Source organism: Rodentibacter heidelbergensis (assembly GCF_002000125.1).
Classification (GTDB): Bacteria; Pseudomonadota; Gammaproteobacteria; order Enterobacterales; family Pasteurellaceae; genus Rodentibacter; species Rodentibacter heidelbergensis.
The window spans coordinates 24,211-40,465 of record NZ_MLHH01000012.1 but is presented as its reverse complement, the minus strand read 5'-3'; the positions used below and the strand labels follow the sequence as shown (position 1 = coordinate 40,465).

General features: G+C 42.9%; 13 protein-coding genes. 4 read left to right on the top strand and 9 right to left on the bottom strand.

Translation table 11 applies throughout. From position 1 onward, the window contains the following. The first annotated feature begins 36 nt into the window (after positions 1-36). A complete protein-coding gene (locus BKK48_RS06160) occupies positions 37-576 on the top strand; it encodes a methylated-DNA--[protein]-cysteine S-methyltransferase (RefSeq protein ID WP_077427270.1) in 540 nt (179 codons plus the stop codon). Further along, the gene (mutH, locus tag BKK48_RS06155) at positions 573-1,235 is read left to right on the top strand and encodes a DNA mismatch repair endonuclease MutH (RefSeq protein WP_077427269.1); all 663 of its coding nucleotides are present in this window, start codon (positions 573-575) and stop codon (positions 1,233-1,235) included. The genes BKK48_RS06160 and mutH overlap by 4 nt, the downstream gene beginning before the upstream one ends. A gap of 200 nt (positions 1,236-1,435) precedes the next feature. Here mutH and BKK48_RS06150 read toward each other — a convergent pair whose 3' ends face one another. The 5 genes from BKK48_RS06150 to znuC all read right to left on the bottom strand — a co-directional run bounded on the left by BKK48_RS06150 (position 1,436) and on the right by znuC (position 6,210). Next, complete coding sequence (locus BKK48_RS06150) at positions 1,436-2,053, bottom strand: MarC family protein (protein WP_077427268.1); 618 nt, start codon at positions 2,051-2,053, stop codon at positions 1,436-1,438. Between the two features lie 77 nt (positions 2,054-2,130). Then, entirely contained in the window at positions 2,131-3,420 is a 1,290-nt protein-coding gene (gene tilS / locus BKK48_RS06145) for a tRNA lysidine(34) synthetase TilS (RefSeq protein WP_077427267.1), read from the bottom strand. A 164-nt stretch (positions 3,421-3,584) separates the two neighbouring features. Next, positions 3,585-4,532 carry an acetyl-CoA carboxylase carboxyl transferase subunit alpha gene (gene accA, locus BKK48_RS06140; RefSeq protein ID WP_077414142.1) on the bottom strand — a complete coding sequence of 316 codons (948 nt, stop codon included), beginning with the start codon at positions 4,530-4,532 and terminating at the stop codon, positions 3,585-3,587. Positions 4,533-4,620: 88 nt separating this feature from the next. Then, on the bottom strand, positions 4,621-5,406 hold the full coding sequence (gene znuB / locus BKK48_RS06135) for a zinc ABC transporter permease subunit ZnuB (protein ID WP_077427266.1): 786 nt from the start codon (positions 5,404-5,406) through the stop codon (positions 4,621-4,623). A gap of 9 nt (positions 5,407-5,415) precedes the next feature. Next, complete coding sequence (znuC, locus tag BKK48_RS06130; RefSeq protein ID WP_077427265.1) at positions 5,416-6,210, bottom strand: zinc ABC transporter ATP-binding protein ZnuC; 795 nt, start codon at positions 6,208-6,210, stop codon at positions 5,416-5,418. 188 nt (positions 6,211-6,398) lie between these two features. Here znuC and mepM point away from each other — a divergent pair, with 188 nt between their 5' ends. Continuing rightward, the gene (gene mepM, locus BKK48_RS06125) at positions 6,399-7,844 is read left to right on the top strand and encodes a murein DD-endopeptidase MepM (protein WP_077427264.1); all 1,446 of its coding nucleotides are present in this window, start codon (positions 6,399-6,401) and stop codon (positions 7,842-7,844) included. A gap of 119 nt (positions 7,845-7,963) precedes the next feature. Continuing rightward, positions 7,964-8,917, top strand: a complete 954-nt coding sequence (locus BKK48_RS06120) for a sigma 54-interacting transcriptional regulator (RefSeq protein ID WP_077427263.1) — start codon at positions 7,964-7,966, stop codon at positions 8,915-8,917. Positions 8,918-8,926: 9 nt separating this feature from the next. Here BKK48_RS06120 and glnE read toward each other — a convergent pair whose 3' ends face one another. The 4 genes from glnE to BKK48_RS06100 are packed head-to-tail and all read right to left on the bottom strand — an operon-like array spanning position 8,927 to position 16,247. After that, a complete protein-coding gene (glnE, locus tag BKK48_RS06115; protein ID WP_077427262.1) occupies positions 8,927-11,869 on the bottom strand; it encodes a bifunctional [glutamate--ammonia ligase]-adenylyl-L-tyrosine phosphorylase/[glutamate--ammonia-ligase] adenylyltransferase in 2,943 nt (980 codons plus the stop codon). 5 nt (positions 11,870-11,874) lie between these two features. Then, the gene (gene miaA, locus BKK48_RS06110; RefSeq protein ID WP_077427261.1) at positions 11,875-12,810 is read right to left on the bottom strand and encodes a tRNA (adenosine(37)-N6)-dimethylallyltransferase MiaA; all 936 of its coding nucleotides are present in this window, start codon (positions 12,808-12,810) and stop codon (positions 11,875-11,877) included. Beyond that, positions 12,811-14,715 (bottom strand): DNA mismatch repair endonuclease MutL, encoded by a 1,905-nt coding sequence (gene mutL, locus BKK48_RS06105; RefSeq protein WP_077427260.1) that lies wholly within the window; start codon positions 14,713-14,715, stop codon positions 12,811-12,813. Beyond that, positions 14,715-16,247 (bottom strand): N-acetylmuramoyl-L-alanine amidase, encoded by a 1,533-nt coding sequence (locus BKK48_RS06100; RefSeq protein WP_077427259.1) that lies wholly within the window; start codon positions 16,245-16,247, stop codon positions 14,715-14,717. The genes mutL and BKK48_RS06100 overlap by 1 nt, the downstream gene beginning before the upstream one ends. Positions 16,248-16,255 lie beyond the last annotated feature (8 nt).

Below are 16,255 nucleotides of genomic sequence, written 5' to 3'. Positions count from 1 at the left end.
TTCGGTACGCTTTTTTTATAGAAAATGAGGCTAAAAATGACCGCACTTTATTACACTTATTATTCTTCCCCGGTGGGAAAACTGTTGATCCTATCTGATGGTGAACAGATCACGCACATTGATTTTGAAAAAGAGCAGTTTGAGCCAAACCCAAAATGGCGGGAAGAAGATCATCTGCCTGTTTTTCAAAAAGTGCGGTTGGCATTTGATCGTTATTTTAACGGTGAGGCGGAAACATTTGTGGACATTCCTCTGAAAACAGAGGGAACGGCATTTCAGCAAGCCATTTGGCAGGCATTACGACAAATTGGCTACGGAGAAACCTCAAGCTATGGCGAATTAGCCAAAATGATAGGTAACCCGAAAGCGGTGCGAGCCGCAGGTGGGGCCGTGGGAAGTAACCCGATTAGTATTATCATTCCATGCCACCGTATTTTAGGCAAAGATAAAACCTTAACCGGTTTTGGTGGCGGACTTGCCGCAAAATGCTTTTTACTTCAATTAGAAAAAATTCCTTATATTGATAAAGGAACGGAAGACACGAAACCCCGTTTTTTCAAGAAATATCGTCAATGATCCCACAAACTTTAACGCAACTTCTTGAGCAGGCACAATCTATCGCCGGTTTAACCTTTGGTGAGCTTGCCGATACTTTGGGGATACCGGTTCCCCCAGATTTGAAACGTGATAAAGGCTGGGTAGGGATGCTTTTAGAACGGGCATTAGGTGCGAATGCGGGCAGTAAAGCGGAGCAAGATTTTGCCCATTTAGGCGTGGAGCTTAAAACCTTACCGATTAATGAACAAGGTTTCCCGTTGGAAACCACCTTTGTTAGCCTTGCACCTTTGATACAAAATTCCGGTGTGCAATGGGAGAATTCCCACGTTCGCCATAAATTATCTTGTGTGCTTTGGATACCCATTGAAGGAAGCCGACATATTGCTTTGCGTGATCGCCATATTGGTTCACCGATTTTATGGCAGCCCAGCCCGGAGCAAGAACGCCAATTAAAGCAGGATTGGGAAGAGTTAATGGACTATATCACTCTAGGTCGCCTAAATGAAATTACCGCCCGTATCGGGGAAGTGATGCAATTACGCCCCAAAGGCGCAAACAGTAAAGCCATCACGAAAGGCATTGGAAAACATGGCGAAGTGGTGGACACCTTACCCTTAGGTTTTTATTTGCGAAAAGAGTTTACGGCGGGAATATTGAAAGATTTTTTAGGTGGCTAATTTATATTGCGGGCAATGGTGATTATTTGTCCTGTTAAATCTAACAATATCAATGACATATCAACTTACGCCATGATCCCCCCCTCTTTTATAAAGAGGGGGGCAGGGGGGAGATTTAATAGAGAAATAGGGGGAGATTCAATAGGGGAAAGAGAGAAAATAAGACATTTCTACTATAACAGAAACTTAGCCTTAATCCTTTACGCCACCTGAGTAAAAAAGTCTTTCAGCCCGATTAACACATTATTCACCGCGACCGTTGCCAAAATTAATCCCATTACACGGCTGATAATTGCCGCACCTGAGTTCCCGATAAAATGCTGAATTCGGTTAGCAGCAAGCAATAAAATGTAGGTAATGAATAATACCGCCAACATAATTCCTGCAGTGATAAATTGTTCGGTGAAATTAAAACGGTGGTTATCGGTTAAAAGCACAATAGCCATCATTGCCCCCGGTGAGGCAATTGAAGGTACAGCGAGAGGGTAAACGGCAATTTCGGTCATATTGGCTCTCATTTTGATTTCTTGTTCCGGTTTACTTTCACCAAAGATCATGGTTAACGCAAAGAGGAACAACACCAATCCCCCGGCAATTTGGAACGCAGGGAGAGGCACTTGCATGGCTTCAAAGAGAATTTGTCCGCCGATTAAAAAGAAAAGGAGGATGCCGGCAGAAATAATCACCGCATTACGCGCAATTTTTCGGCGTTCCTCAAGGGAAAAACCAATGGTTTTAGAGAGATAAACAGGAATTGAACCAATAGGATCAATGACAGCCCAAAGTACAACAAACTGAACAACCAAAGAATCAAACATGCATTTCCCTTTATGTTAAAAAATAGAATTCGAAATTATTCTATCAGATTAAACGTATAAAGTGCGGTAAGTTTTGGCTATTTTTCGGCATCGTCAAAAACTTTGAAGAAACCGACCGCACTTTGTAATTGATTGCCATAAAAAATCAGTGGGATGCGCCCTCGTTGCCAAGGCGGCACACCTAATTCTTGCCAAATTTTCTTGATTTCCTCTCTTGGACGTTTTGGATGATGTTGGATTTTTCCCGAATAACCGAAGCGGATTTGAATGGGCAAGTCAGTAGGTGGCAAGGTGGAAGTATGCTGTTGCCAAGAAAAAATAAACTGTTGTAGGGTTCGTTTTAACGCCAGTTCACCCAAATTATCAGGAAGTAAAATCGAGGTATCCCGCATCTCAAGGCAAACATTCGTTAAATCCGCAAAATCGGAGGTGAGATACAAACAGGATTGATAACGGCGGACAATCTGTTTTCCTAAATGAAACTGTGGATTGGCGTCTTTTTTAGCGAAAACCACATCATTGAGGAGCTGTTCCAATTGGCGTTTGGTCGGTATTGCCCATTGATTGTGGGAAAACCACATTCTCAACAAGGCCCTCTGCTTTGCCGATGAATATTGACTGAAATGGTGAAGTTGAAATTCCGTTGGTATTTGGCAATGCTCAAGAAAGGTATCTTGTAAAAGTGCATGAATCAGCTGTTGCTGTTCAAAACAATGTTGTGCCGTGCGTTGAACCGTGCGATCAAAAGAAGCCCAACGTTCACGAAGTGTTGGCAGGATTTCATTGCGTAAAAAGTTGCGATCGTAACGGCTATCTTGGTTACTTTCATCCTCAACCCAAGTCAAATTTTCACTTTGTGCATACCGGGCTAATTGCTCTCGGGTAAAAGAAAGCAGGGGGCGAAAAATTTTCATACCCCATAATTCGCTTTGAGGTTGCATCGCCCCCAAACCTTGTAAACCACTTCCCCGTTTTAGGGCGAGAAAAAAGGTTTCCGTTTGATCGTTTAAATGGTGGGCGGTAACGAGAGTTTCATGAGGTTGAATATGTCGTAAAATGGCCTGATAACGTGCCTCACGCGCACCGGCTTCGATGCCATTTTTGCGGTCAATTTTTACCTTTTCAAGGATAAACGGAATGGCATATCGGTTGCACAAAGACTGACAATGTTCAGCCCAATTATCGGCATTGGGGCTTAGACCATGGTGAATATGAATTGCACGGAGATGAAAGTGCGGTTGAATTTGGCGGTGTTTTGCCAATAAGGCAAGCAGAACGGTAGAGTCCAAACCACCGCTCAATGCGATAAGATAGTGTTGAGCGTTAGTTTGTTTAAGTGATTGTTCAAAGGTTGAAAATAAATCCATTAGGCCATTTTTTCTGTTTTGTATTGCGGATTTGGTATGAGAGTTTATGTGCGCCCTATGGGGTTATGGTTTAAAAATAGGGTGTTTTAAAAGGTTTTCTCCGCCTACACTACCATGTCGTAAAATTGAAAAAGAGCGGTCATTTTCCGCTCTTTTTATCTATGCTAGCAATAACCATAAGACATTAAACGCTCATAACGGCGGTTTAATAATTCTTCTTGGTTTAATCCGTCAAGTTCGGCTAAATCTTCAGTTAAGCGCTTTTTCAAATTCTCTGCCATTAACGTATAATTGCGGTGTGCACCACCAAGCGGTTCCGGCACGATATTATCAATTAAATTGAGTTCTTTTAAACGTGCAGCGGTCAATCCCATCACTTCAGCAGCCGTTGAGGCTTTGTCTGCACTTTTCCACAAGATAGAAGCACAACCTTCCGGAGAAATCACAGAATAGGTGGAGTATTGCAACATATTCACTTTATCGCCTACGCCAATTGCCAAGGCGCCGCCTGAGCCGCCCTCACCGATAACCGTACAGATGACTGGCACGGATAATTGCGACATTTCACGCAAATTGCGGGCAATGGCTTCTGCTTGTCCCCGTTCTTCTGCCCCAATGCCCGGGTAAGCGCCGGGGGTATCGATAAAGGTGATAATCGGGAGTTTAAAACGCTCTGCCATTTCCATTAAACGTAGCGCTTTACGATACCCTTCCGGTGCAGGCATACCAAAGTTACGTTTCACTTTGTCTTTCACCGTACGGCCTTTTTGATGGCCAATCACCATGACTGGACGTCCGTCCAAACGGGCTAATCCGCCGACAATGGCTTTATCATCGGCAAAGGCACGATCGCCGGCAAGCTCTTCAAATTCAGTAAAAATATGTTCAATATAATCAAGGGTATAAGGACGGTTTGGGTGACGAGCCATTCGTGAAACTTGCCATGCATCAAGATTGGCAAAGGTTTTTTTGGTTAATTCATCACTTTTCTTTTGTAAGCGGGTAATTTCATCGGTTAAATCGACTTTATCGTCAGAGGCGGTGCGTAATGCTTCGATTTTTGCTTCCAACTCTGCAATAGGTAATTCAAAATCTAAATATTCTTGGGTCATTTTCTTATCCTAAAAACACCGTAAAAATCTACCGCACTTTATCAAGAATTAACAGGCGGCGCAAATAGTTTTCACTGGTTGGGGGAGGCTACAAACTCGTTCTTTTAAGTAACGATAAGGCAAATAAAAATGTCGAGCAAATGACAACAGAAGGGCCGACAGCAGTATCGTAAAATGCGGAAAGCATTAAGCCGCCTACCACCGAAAGAATACTGATGATAACCGAAAAGCCGACCATCGCTTCCGGTGTTTTGGCAAAACGGCGGGCGGTGGCGGCAGGAATAATTAAAAGCGAGGTGATGATTAATGCGCCGACAAATTTCATGCTCAATGCAATGGTTAATGCGGTTAAAATCATCACAATAAAACGCATTTTTTTGATGTTGATGCCTTCCACTTGGGCAAGTTCCGGTGAAACGGTGGTGGAAAGCAGGTCTTTCCAGAAATAGAATAAGGTTGATATGACAATCATGACACCGATACCGATATACACTAAATCTGAGTAATTAATCGCCAATAAATCGCCAAACAGATAGTTCATTAAATCCACCCGCACATTTTTGAGCAATCCAACGGTGACGACACCGAGAGATAAACAACTGTGTGCAATAATGCCTAATAGCGTATCAATGGAAAAAGGGGTGTGGTTTTCTAACCAAACCATTAAGAGCGCGATAATTAAAGTCAGCACAATAATCGCCAAGTAGGGATTGATTTGGAGAAAAAGACCTAAAGCCACACCAAGTAAGGCGGAATGGGAAAGGGTATCGCCAAAATAGGCCATTTTACGCCACACCACAAAAACCCCAAGTGGGGCAGTGATAAGCGATAATAAGACACCGGTTAACAACGCCGGAAAAAGAATTTCAAACATTCATTATCCTTAATTTTGACAATGGGTTGACGAGCCATTACAGTCGCACACATCGCCGTGTAAGTTATGGTGATGGTTGTGATGATGTGTATAAAATCCCACATTTTGAGAAAGCTGATTACCCCATAAACGAATAAAAGCCGGATCGTTTGAGAGCGTTTCCGGCGTACCGGCACAACAAATGTGTTGGTTAATACAAAGCACCTCGTGGCTGTCTGCCATCACAATATGTAAATCATGGGAAACCATCAACACCGCACAATTGAGTTTTTGTTGTGTTTGGCGGATAAGTTGATATAGCTCCGCTTGACCGGTGATATCCACCCCTTGGGTTGGCTCATCTAATACCAATAAATTTGGGCGGTTTAATATCGCTCGGGCTAGAAGCACCCGCTGCATCTCTCCGCCAGAGAGTTTTTGCATGGTATTTTGGCGTAAATGCGTAATGGAAAGTTGCTCAAGTGCGGTGGAAATTTCTTGTGTTTTTACCCCTTTTTTTAAGGCAAGAAAACGTTCTACGGTGAGCGGTAAACTGTGGTCTAAATGAATTTTTTGTGGCACATAACCAATGCGCACATCCTTACCGTAAATCACCTCACCTGAAGTAGGCTGTTGTAATTTAAGCAAGGTTTTTAATAGGGTTGATTTTCCGCCACCGTTAGGTCCGACAATAGTAATAATGGCGTTTGGATAAAGAGTTAAATTAATATTATTTAACGCCGTTTTTTGTTCAAACACCACATTGATATTTTTGAGTTCGATTAAGGGAGAGCGTGGATCACGTTGAATGGAGTGGATTTGCATAGCCCCAGTTTAATGCCTGTCAGTGCCAAATTTGGTGGCTAACCTTATCTTATTTTCATTGCTTTCTCAAGATATTCCGTTTTTATGCTGAATATTTAGCCATTCTTTTTATGGGTTTTAAGGTAGAATGAACCTCTTTTATAATTTGTAGTCTGAAAAGCGATATTGTTTTCATTAGGTAGCCCATTTTGCAACACGTTAAATTAGCCCGAGATAGAAGAAAAAGAAAATCCCGTATCAAAGCGGTGATTTTTTTTGTTTCATTGGCGTTAATTTTTAGCGGTATTATGTTGGGGTTAAAAGATAACGCAGAATTGGCGCCTTCTGTCCAAAGTGATCTTGAACCTGAAATGGTTGATGATGTGCAATATCAATCCCTCATACCGGAAGAAACGGTCAATCATACCACTTCACCTCAACACACAGAGGAAGACGCCACCTCTTATGATGACGAATTACAAGCCCAAGATGATGAAGTTGAGGAAGTGAAACCGGAGTTCGATGAGCTAGATGCCCTTCCTCAAAATGCACAAGATGCCCTAACCAGTTTACTGGATGCAGCGGACGAAGCGTTGCGGATTACCGATCAATTTAGCCATACTGTTGTGCGTGGTGATAAATTAAGTGATGTCTTAGGGCTTTCAGGTTTGGATGATGAAACGGCAAAATCACTCATTGCGGCTTATCCGGAATTAAAAAATCTGCGGGCAGGGCAACAATTCTACTGGATTTTAGATAAAAACGATCAACTAGAATACTTAAATTGGCTCGTTTCCGAAAAAGAGGAACGAATCTATGAACGTATTGCAGAGGGCAAATTTAAACGCCAAATTCTAGAAAAACAAAGTGTTTGGAAAAAAGAAGTCTTGAAAGGTCAGGTCAAGGGTTCATTTGCAACGAGTTTACGGGCATTGGGGTTAGACTCCCGTCAGATCTCACAACTAAGCTCTGCCTTACAGTGGCAAGTGAGCTTACAAAAACTCAAAAAAGGCACGCAGTTTGCCGTGTTGGTTTCACGGGAATATTTAGGGGATAAATTAACCGGTCAAGGCAATGTGGAAGGTATTCACATTATTGCTGAGGGGAAAAGTTATTATGCTATTCAAGCCTCAAATGGCCGTTATTATAACCAACAAGGTGAAACCTTAGGCAAAGGTTTTGCTCGTTATCCATTGCAACGTCAGGCCCGAATTTCCTCGCCGTTTAATCCAGGTCGCCGCCACCCGGTGACCGGTCGGGTTCGTCCGCATAAAGGGGTCGATTTCTCTGTTCCAACAGGTACACCGATCATTGCACCGGCAGACGGATTGGTTGAAAAAGTGGCTTACCAAGCCGGAGGGGCAGGGCGTTATGTGGTGTTACGCCATGGTCGTGAATATCAAACCGTTTATATGCATTTAAGCCGTCCATTGGTGCGGGCAGGGCAAACGGTGAAAAAAGGTGAACGCATCGCCCTTTCCGGTAATACCGGTATTTCCACCGGGCCACATTTACATTATGAATTCCATATTAATGGCAGAGCGGTTAATCCGCTTACTGTGAAATTACCGGGAAGTAGCAGCGGCATGGCAACAGCAGAGCGCAAACAATTCCTCATCAGCTCAAAAGAAGCGATACGGATGTTAAAACTATAATTCAGCTCAAAGTGCGGTTGATTTTCACCGCACTTTTGGCTTTTCTGTAAAACAATCTTTACACCTTTTTGTAAACCCCTTATTATAGCGATACTTTCAATTCATTTTAGCCACGCTCGATGACTTTCAAATTTGATCCTCAACATCCTTTTAGTTGCTTTGTCAGCCAAAGCGAAACCATGAAAAGTGCGGTAGAAAATGCACAGCGTTTTGCCATGTTTGATGTGCCTTTATTGATCCAAGGTGAAACAGGAACGGGAAAAGATTTATTGGCAAAAGCCTGCCATTTTCAAAGTTTACGCCGAGATAAAAAATTTATTGCGGTCAATTGTGCTGGCTTGCCTGATGAAGATGCCGAAAGCGAAATGTTTGGGCGAAAAGTGGGGGAAAGTGAAACCATCGGTTTTTTTGAATATGCTAATGAAGGCACGGTATTGTTGGATGGTATTGCTGAATTATCACTTAATCTTCAAGCAAAATTGCTGCGTTTTTTAACAGATGGTTCGTTTCGCCGAGTGGGCGAAGAGAAAGAGCATTATGCCAATGTACGGGTGATTTGTACCTCACAAGTGCCACTTAATCGGTTGGTTGAGCAGGGCAAGGTGAGAGCGGATTTATTTCATCGCCTCAATGTATTGACAATTAATGTGCCGCCATTGCGTAAACGGCTTGAGGATATTCCTTCTCTTGTACAAGGTTTTTTGCAAGAAATTAGCGATCAACTCAATATTCCATTGCCAACCTTTGAGCCTGATTTTCTCACTTATTTAGCCCAATATGATTGGCAGGGCAATGTCCGAGAACTCTATAATACGCTCTATCGAGCCTGTTCATTATCAGAAAAAAATCATTTAACGATTGCCAGTTTAGATTTGACAATGCCACAAAGTGCGGTCATTTCTATCAATGAATTTGAACATCAAACCCTCGAAGAGATTATCGGACAATACGAAGAAAAAGTACTGCGTACCTTTTATAAAGCGTTCCCCAGCACAAGAAAACTGGCACAACGTTTGGGTCTTTCCCATACCGCCATTGCCAATAAATTAAAGCAGTATGGGATTGGTAAATAACGGTCAGCGTTAGTGAAACAGTTTATCCCAAAATTGCTTGATAAATATCCTTTCAGGTATTAATTCATCATTGGACACCACGGCATTTTTACCGAGCAAATTGAGGTGATGAATTTTATTGCGTAAATCCACATAGCACTGTTTGAGTTGGGTGGCATCCGATTGATGAATAATGCCCGCTTTTGCCATAGATTCAAAAATTCTCACATTGTCCGACCATTTGGTTAATGTAGGGTTTTGTGGGGCATAAGCCAACATTAAATATTGGGCAATAAATTCAATATCCGTGATGCCGCCACGATCGGTTTTAATGTTAAATTCATTGTCTTGAGAATGGGATAAGTGGGTAAACATTTTCTCACGCATGGCTGACACTTCTTGTTTTAGCGTAGCACCGTCTCTTGGGGTGGAAAGAACCCGTTGACGAATGATTTCAAATTTTTCCCGCAAGGAGGTTTCACCAAAAACTGGGCGGGCCCGCACTAACGCTTGCTTTTCCCAAGTCCAAGCTTCATTTAATTGATAATTTTCAAAGGCGGAGAGGGAACAACCCAGTAAACCGGCTTCACCGGAGGGGCGTAATCGCATATCAATGTCATAAAGTACCCCCGCACTGGTATTTAAGCTAAAAATGCTCACAATTTTTTGGGCAAGTTTGAGGTAAAACTGATTATTATCGATGATTTTTCTTCCGCCTGCCGTTTGACCTTCCACTGCCTCATAAAGAAAAACCAAATCGAGATCGGATTTGTAACCCAATTCGATCCCTCCGAGCTTTCCATAGCCCACCACCAAGAAGTTTTTTTCACCATGTTGTAAATGTTGAGGCACACCAAAGCGGGCAGAAACCTGTTTCCACGCCAAATTCACCACGGATTGAATGATGGCTTCTGCCAAATAGGTGAGATGATCACTGACTTTCATCACCGGCAATGCGCCTAAAATATCCGCAGCCGCCACCCTCAACAACGTGGCTTGTTTAAATTGGCGTAGGGCATTGATAAATTGCTCTTCATCATCTTGGGGTAAGCGCAATAAATATTGTTGAAGTTCATCAGCATATTGGGTGAAGGGGAGGGGATGACGCAAACTTTCCGTGTTAAGAAGCTCATCAAGCAAAATCGGATGCTGTGCAAGTTGATCGGCAATCAGCTGAGATTGGGCACTCAGTTCGATCACTTGACGTAAGGCCTGAGGATTTTCAAGTAACAGCTCTAAATAGGTGGTTCGGCTGGAAATTTTCTCAATGAGATGCAAAATTCGTGGTAATAATGTGCGGTAGTTTTCTTGTTTAAAAATCAGTGAAAACACCGTTGGCATTAATTGTGCCAGCACTTCCCGACCACGGTTTCCAATCACTCGGCGATGTAAATTTTCCTTAAATTGCCCGAGTTTGTTTAATATTTCATCAATATCTTCGGGCAGAATGTCGCTTTCTTGTAGCATTTGCGCTATATCATCAAAATCCGCTTCTAAAAAATCCAGCCATTGGTTTTCTTTTTCCCTGTTTTCCTCAGTTTCTTCACCAATAAGTTGATTGAACACCGCCCGCACTTTTTCCTGCATCTGTTGTAAAGTGCGGTGAAAATCTTGCCAGTTTTTTATTATATAGTGGCGTTCAATCTGCTGATTTTGCTCATCTAAGCAAATGAAATGCCGACAGGCCTCAATTAATCGCCATTGGTCTATTTCATGGGAGGGCAGGGTTTGGGTTTGTTGATCATTGATAGCTTGTAGAATATTTTCGACCCGGCGTAAGAAAAGATAACTTTCCCGCAAATGCTGATATTGCGTTGGGGTAATAAGCCCCAATTGGGTAATTTTAGGCAGAATATGAAGCAACCCCTGCTGTTGCAAGGCAATTTCCCGTCCCCCACGAATTAATTGAAAAACTTGGGCGATAAATTCGACTTCACGGATCCCGCCTGCGCCCAGTTTGATATTTTCTTTCAACCCACGGCGGCGAACTTCCCGTTCAATTTTTCCTTTCATCTCCCGTAATGATTGAATTACGCTGAAATCAATATAACGGCGGTAAACAAAAGGGCGGAGCATTTTTTCCAAATAGGCGATATTCGGGTCATCACTTTGCGCGCCCAAAATACGCCCTTTAATCATGGCATAGCGTTCCCAATCCCGTCCTTGGTCTTGATAGTATTGCTCCATGGCGGCAAAACTTAGGGCTAACGCCCCGTTTTCACCAAAAGGGCGTAGGCGCATATCCACACGATAAACAAAACCATCTACGGTGAAATCATCTAAGGCACTGATTAAGCGTTGCCCTAGGCGAGTGAAAAATTTGGCGTTATCTACCGGTTTTCTAGCCCGGCTTCCTTCGATATTCGTTTCTCCTTGAGTGGGATAAGTAAAGATTAAATCAATATCGGAAGAAAAATTAAGCTCAAACCCGCCGAGTTTTCCCATACCTAAAATATAAAGTGGTTGGGCTTTGCCTTGTTCGTCCAACGGTGTGCCCATTTCCTCACAGGCTTGGCGATAAAGCCAATCCCGAGCAGCAATAATAAGGTTTTCAGCCAACTGTGAAAGACGGATAAAAATCTCTTCAACCGTGGCAAGGTTGAGGCTTTGGCAAAAACTGAGTTTTGCCATTTCCATATTGCGGAAAATGCGTAAGGTCTTATAAAACGCCGCTTCATCGGAAATATTCGCCAGTTGATTGTTTAAACGTGCCGAATATTGTTCGCACTCTGCAAAAGTCGGGCTTTTTTCCCACCATTGTGCCAATAAGTGCGGTTGTTTTTGCAGCACTTTTTCTACAAACTCCGACATCGCCACAGCATAGCCTAATCGCCCAATTGGGTGGCTTTTTTCTTGTTGATATTGCTGAATTTGTTGGGTGATGACATGGATATCCGTTTCAGGAAAAGATTGGCACAAAATCGAACCAAGTGCGGTAAGTTTTTGTTCTATAAGCGAGGAAAGTGCGGTCATTTTTGCTAACTCTTTATCTGTGCTTCGATTTGGCGTAACACCGTTTCTTTGGCTTGGGTAGGATTGAGACTATCTAACCATTGAACCGGTGTTTTCCAGCCCCGTAACCAAGTGATTTGGCGTTTGGCGAGTTGGCGGGTGGCGCAAATACCACGAAATACCATTTCATCGTGGTTATATTTGCCTTGCAAATAGTCCCACATTTGGCGATAGCCCACGCAACGGATGGAAGGTAAATCTGCTGTGAGATCACCTCGTGCATAGAGTTTTTCCACTTCTTGTTGAAAACCCAATTCAATCATTTTATGAAAACGTTGTTCGATACGGTGATGTAATATATGGCGATCTTCAGGGGCAATGGCAAATTGCATGATCTCATAGGGTAGAGTTTCGCCCTTTTGTTCAGTCAACTCAGTGAGGGATTTTCCCGTAATATAGAAAACTTCTAAGGCTCGATTGATGCGTTGACTATCATTAGGATTGATGCGTTGTGCAGCAATCGGATCAATTTTTGCCAGTTCATGGTGCAACATCACCCAACCTTGCTGTGAAGCTTTTTGTTCAATCTCGGCACGGATTGCTTCATCTGCTGAGGGTAAAGGGGATAACCCTTCAAGTAGGGCTTTGTAGTAGAGCATAGTGCCACCCACAAGCAGAGGGATTTTGCCCTTTGAGGTAATGTCTGCCATTTCCTGTAAGGCATCTTCACGAAAATTCATGGCGGAATAGCTTTCCGCCGGATCTAAAATATCAATGAGGCGGTGGGGAGCTAAAGCCAATTCTTCTTTAGAGGGTTTTGCCGTGCCAATGTCCATTCCTTTATAAATTAAGGCGGAATCCACGCTAATGACTTCCACCGGCAACTGTTGACGCAGTTGAATGGCTAAATCTGTTTTACCGGAGGCGGTGGGCCCCATTAAAAAAATTGCAGTTGGTTTCATTTAGAGTTCGTCTAATAAAGGTTGCCAATTTATCGGCTTGAGTAATGGGTTAAATTCATCCCGATTGTCGTTATTGAGCAAGCGTTCCACATCGCTTAATAATTTAACCGCATCGGCAAATACGGTGAAGATTTTACTTTCTAATTGTGTGCAAAGTGCGGTCAAAAATGGGGTTGAATTTTCAGTTTCGTTGAGTAATCCCATCACGCATTTTTGTAAGTTTTGTGTGCGTAATATGAGCGGTACTCGATTGAGGGTTAGGCGTAGTTGCGCTTTGTTGCCGATAAATTCAAAACCAACTTGTGCAAAATCTTCTGCTTTTTTTTCCCATTCGTTAAATTGCTTTTCCGTTAGACGAAATACGATAGGGATCAACAAAGGTTGTTGTTCAATTTGGGATTGCTGTAAAGCCAGTTTCCATTGCAAATGTTGTAATTTTTCCAAAGAAAGTAAAAAATAATCTTGGTTTTGTTGGAGCAACAATGCACGGTTTTCTATGAGCGATAAGGCACGCAAATGTGACGGATTGTCGCTCATCTCTGTTGGCACAATGATTGATGGCGGGGTAGGTTTTGTCGTTTTTTCATCATGTTGTGGCGCACCCAATAGTTCGCCATAGAGTTTCTGCTCGGTTTTGCTCGGCTGTTCGGCACGATAATTTCCCCGATAATCACGATATCCTGGGTGTGATGAAGGGATATTGTGGGCAGAAAAGTGCGGTAGATTTTGTACCGATTTTGGCGCATCTTTTTCCATGGAAAAATTCGCTGCGAACATATTTTGCCCGGCTGCTGCACGATTGGGCTTAGGAGAGTAATCCTTGTGATAAGTCGCAGCAGGCTCACGCACCGCATTTTCTGAGCGATTTTCAACCGCTCTTTCTTTCGGGTAGACAAGTGGAATCGCCTGTTGGCTCTCCAATGCGTGGCTTACCCCTTCATAAATGAAATCATGAATAAGGCGTTGTTGATGAAAACGTACCTCGTGTTTGGTGGGGTGTACGTTCACATCCACCTCATGAGGATTGAGATCAATAAACAGCACAAAAGCCGGGTAGTTTTCGTTAGGTAAATGCGCTGCATAGGCTTGGCGAATGGCATGAGTAATGACTTTATCACGCACCATTCGTCCATTGATATAGCAATAACTCAGATCATTTTGTGTGCGGCTAAAGTTGGGGGTAGCAATCCAGCCGGAAAGGTGGAGATCATTGTGTTTCCAATCAATACGCAGTGCATGTTTGACAAATTCTTCCCCGCAAATGGCCGCCACCCGTTTGAGTTGTTGGGAAAGCTCGACAGCCGGACGATATTGACGAACCACTTTGCCATTGTGGGTGAGGGTGAACGCGATATTAAATTTTGCCAGTGCAATGCGGCGAATGACTTCATCAATATGGGCAAATTCGGTTTTATCGGTTCGCAAAAATTTACGGCGGGCCGGGGTGTTGAAAAACAAATTTGCCACTTCCACTGTGGTGCCAACCGGGTGAGAGGCCGGCGTGATGGTCGTTTCCATATCACGCCCTTGGGCATACACTTGCCATGCTTCGTTTTGTTCAGCCGTGCGTGAGGTGAGGGTTAAACGGGAAACGGAACTGATACTCGCCAAAGCTTCGCCACGAAAGCCTAAACTTAAAATCGTTTCGAGATCTTCTAAATCGGCAATTTTACTGGTGGCATGACGGGCAAGAGCGAGGCTTAATTCTGCTTTCGGGATACCGCTGCCATTGTCACGGATACGGATAAGCGTTGCACCGCCATTTTCAATATCCACTTGGATTTTATTCGCACCGGCATCCAAGCTATTTTCAACCAATTCTTTCACCACCGAAGCAGGCCGTTCCACCACTTCACCGGCGGCAATTTGGTTGGCAAGTTGGGGGGAAAGAATTTTAATCGCCATTATTTTTCCTTTAATTTAATTTTTTGACCGGTCACGACTTTACCGTTTTTTAATGTCGGGTTGAGTTTTAAAATTTGGTTTACCGGAATATTATACTCCCGTGAAACCGCATAAATTGTCTGATCCTTTTGGATAGTGTGATAGCGAGGAATATCCGCTTTTTTTCCATCCGTTTTACTGTTTTTCTTCTCCGCTTTTTTATCGGTTTTTTTATTGTCTTTTTTCTCTGCTGATTTTGTTGTTTTTTCCGTTTTTGGGGCTTCCGCTATTTTTTGATTTTTACCGTTATCCGGAATTTTAATCGTTTCACCTATCCAGAGTTCTTTACGTTTTAATTTATTAAGGGCAATAATATCCGCTACTTTGACCTCGTATTTATTGGCAAGGCTGCCAATACTTTCGCCATTTTTCACTTTATGACGAATACCGCTGTCTTTAATTTCCCCTTTCGGGGATAAAGTGCGGTCGGTTTTTTCCGTATTTTTTTCTTGTGCTTTTTTATCGCTAGAGGCGGTTTCTTCCGATTTTTTCTGTTTCCCATTATCCGGAATTTTAATGGTTTCACCCACCCAGAGTTCTTTTCGTTTCAAATTATTGAGTGCCACAATATCGGTGACTTTCACGTCATATTTATTGGCAAGACTACCTAAACTTTCGCCATTTTTTACTTTATGGCGAATTAAGCTGTCTTTAATTTCCCCTTTTGAGGATAAAGTGCGGTTGGTTTTGTTGCTGTTTTCTTTATCGTTCTCTTCAAACGCCACAATAGATTTCAAATTACCGTTACGATAAGCCACAAGGCCCTCATAAATCATATAAGCGATACGGCGTCGATAGGCTGGGGAATTGAGTTTTTGTTCTTCTTCGGCATTGGAAAGAAAACCCGTTTCCACTAAAACAGAAGGAATATCCGGTGAACGCAACACACCGAGGCTGGCATGTTGTGGCGTGTTGCGACTTAATGTCGTAATTTTAGAAAAGCGGCGCAAAATATTTCTGCCGATTTCATAACCGGTACGTTGGCTATGGCCAAATTGCAGATCAAGCACCGTTTGATCTAAATATTTGTCGTTATTGTGAGAGAGAACCTTTCCCGCCCCGCCTAATAATTCAGAGCGTTTTTCATCATCTTCCAACCATTGCCCCATTTCATCATTGGCCCGGCGGTTTGAAAGCACCCAAACCGATGCCCCCCGTTGGCTTGGGTTGAGTGATGAGTCGGCATGAATGGAAACCAAATAATTGGCTTTAAATTTACGGGCGATTTCCGAACGTTCCGGCACGGAAATATAATAATCCCCGTTGCGGGTGAGAACGCCACGGAAATTAGGATCTTTATCTAATAAGGCTTTGAGTTCACGGGCAATAGAAAGGGTGACATTTTTTTCGTAAATACCAAGATTACGCCCGATAGCACCGGGGTCTTTCCCGCCATGACCGGGATCAATAGCGATGGTCCATGGTGCCGCCAAAAGGGGAGATGAAAAAACGGAGAGTATTATTCCTAAAAAAAATAAAAATTTTGTTTTCATGGTAAAAC

What these genes read in the sequence shown, in the direction of transcription:
- BKK48_RS06160 (WP_077427270.1), top strand. Translation starts at nt 37, where the DNA reads ATGACCGCACTTTATTACACTTATTATTCTTCCCCGGTGGGAAAACTG.
- mutH (WP_077427269.1), top strand. Translation starts at nt 573, where the DNA reads ATGATCCCACAAACTTTAACGCAACTTCTTGAGCAGGCACAATCTATC.
- BKK48_RS06150 (WP_077427268.1), bottom strand. Translation starts at nt 2,053, where the DNA reads ATGTTTGATTCTTTGGTTGTTCAGTTTGTTGTACTTTGGGCTGTCATT.
- tilS (WP_077427267.1), bottom strand. Translation starts at nt 3,420, where the DNA reads ATGGATTTATTTTCAACCTTTGAACAATCACTTAAACAAACTAACGCT.
- accA (WP_077414142.1), bottom strand. Translation starts at nt 4,532, where the DNA reads ATGACCCAAGAATATTTAGATTTTGAATTACCTATTGCAGAGTTGGAA.
- znuB (WP_077427266.1), bottom strand. Translation starts at nt 5,406, where the DNA reads ATGTTTGAAATTCTTTTTCCGGCGTTGTTAACCGGTGTCTTATTATCG.
- znuC (WP_077427265.1), bottom strand. Translation starts at nt 6,210, where the DNA reads ATGCAAATCCACTCCATTCAACGTGATCCACGCTCTCCCTTAATCGAA.
- BKK48_RS06120 (WP_077427263.1), top strand. Translation starts at nt 7,964, where the DNA reads ATGACTTTCAAATTTGATCCTCAACATCCTTTTAGTTGCTTTGTCAGC.
- glnE (WP_077427262.1), bottom strand. Translation starts at nt 11,869, where the DNA reads ATGACCGCACTTTCCTCGCTTATAGAACAAAAACTTACCGCACTTGGT.
- miaA (WP_077427261.1), bottom strand. Translation starts at nt 12,810, where the DNA reads ATGAAACCAACTGCAATTTTTTTAATGGGGCCCACCGCCTCCGGTAAA.
- mutL (WP_077427260.1), bottom strand. Translation starts at nt 14,715, where the DNA reads ATGGCGATTAAAATTCTTTCCCCCCAACTTGCCAACCAAATTGCCGCC.
- BKK48_RS06100 (WP_077427259.1), bottom strand. Translation starts at nt 16,247, where the DNA reads ATGAAAACAAAATTTTTATTTTTTTTAGGAATAATACTCTCCGTTTTT.